This window comes from Helicobacter cinaedi CCUG 18818 = ATCC BAA-847 (assembly GCF_000155475.1).
GTDB lineage: Bacteria > Campylobacterota > Campylobacteria > Campylobacterales > Helicobacteraceae > Helicobacter_C > Helicobacter_C cinaedi.
The window spans coordinates 1-807 of sequence record NZ_DS990424.1 but is presented as its reverse complement, the minus strand read 5'-3'; the positions used below and the strand labels follow the sequence as shown (position 1 = coordinate 807).

1 protein-coding gene and 1 pseudogene are annotated in these 807 nt (G+C 29.1%); both read left to right on the top strand.

Annotated features, from left to right (window positions below; genetic code table 11):
• Nucleotides 1-602: hypothetical protein (locus HCCG_RS11420; protein WP_230197970.1), on the top strand; the 602-nt coding region annotated here is incomplete at its 5' end.
• 4 nt (nt 603-606) lie between these two features.
• Nucleotides 607-807: pseudogene (locus HCCG_RS11415) on the top strand (hypothetical protein); the annotation flags it as partial.

The following is an 807-nucleotide window of genomic DNA, read 5'->3' as shown; positions in this document are numbered from 1 at the left end:
AGGACAGGACAATGAACAATATACAACCTATCTTTGAGATAAAATCTAAAATGGGTGTGTTACACAAATTCATCAATATCATAGTGATACTTTTTAGTTTTGGTATATTATATAGTTTATATATGACGACTTCTCTAATGGAGTTGATTGAAGCTATCAAGAAAGAGTGGGCTACCATACTTATTTTTCCATTTACAGTATTAATGATATGGGGATTTATTTTTTGTCTGAATGAGGTTATTTTCAACAATCAACGTAAAATAGTTCTCTATAATGATTATTTTATTGTGCAAACCTATCAGTTTTTCTTCAAAAAGACAATGTATCTCCATTATGGAGAATATGGATTGGTGGTAAGATTTAGACCTCCTCTTTTTTATGTGTTTATATTTTATGATATGAAAAAACAAAAATTGCCTTTTGGTTGGTTTGACGCAAAGATAAAAGGTAATTTTTATTATCCTTTATTTGACAAGAAAATGGCAGAAAATGTAGATAAATTCCTTGAGATCTTTAAACAAAAAACTAAAAAAACTTTAGAATCTCAAGGTATTAATCACTATAATTTAGATGAAAAAATTTTACTTACCCTTGGGAGATGACCTTATGAATCCCAACAATCCTAACCAACCCAACACAGCAGGTATTAAAATAGGCTTACCTAACTCTAGTAATAAAGGATTTGATGTTAAGGCTGGCATTATAGATTCTAACCCCAATGCTCCCTATAATCCAAATAATAATCTTAAACTTTATGATTCTAAAGATACATATAATCGTATTCCTTTCGCAGAAGTTATAATGTGT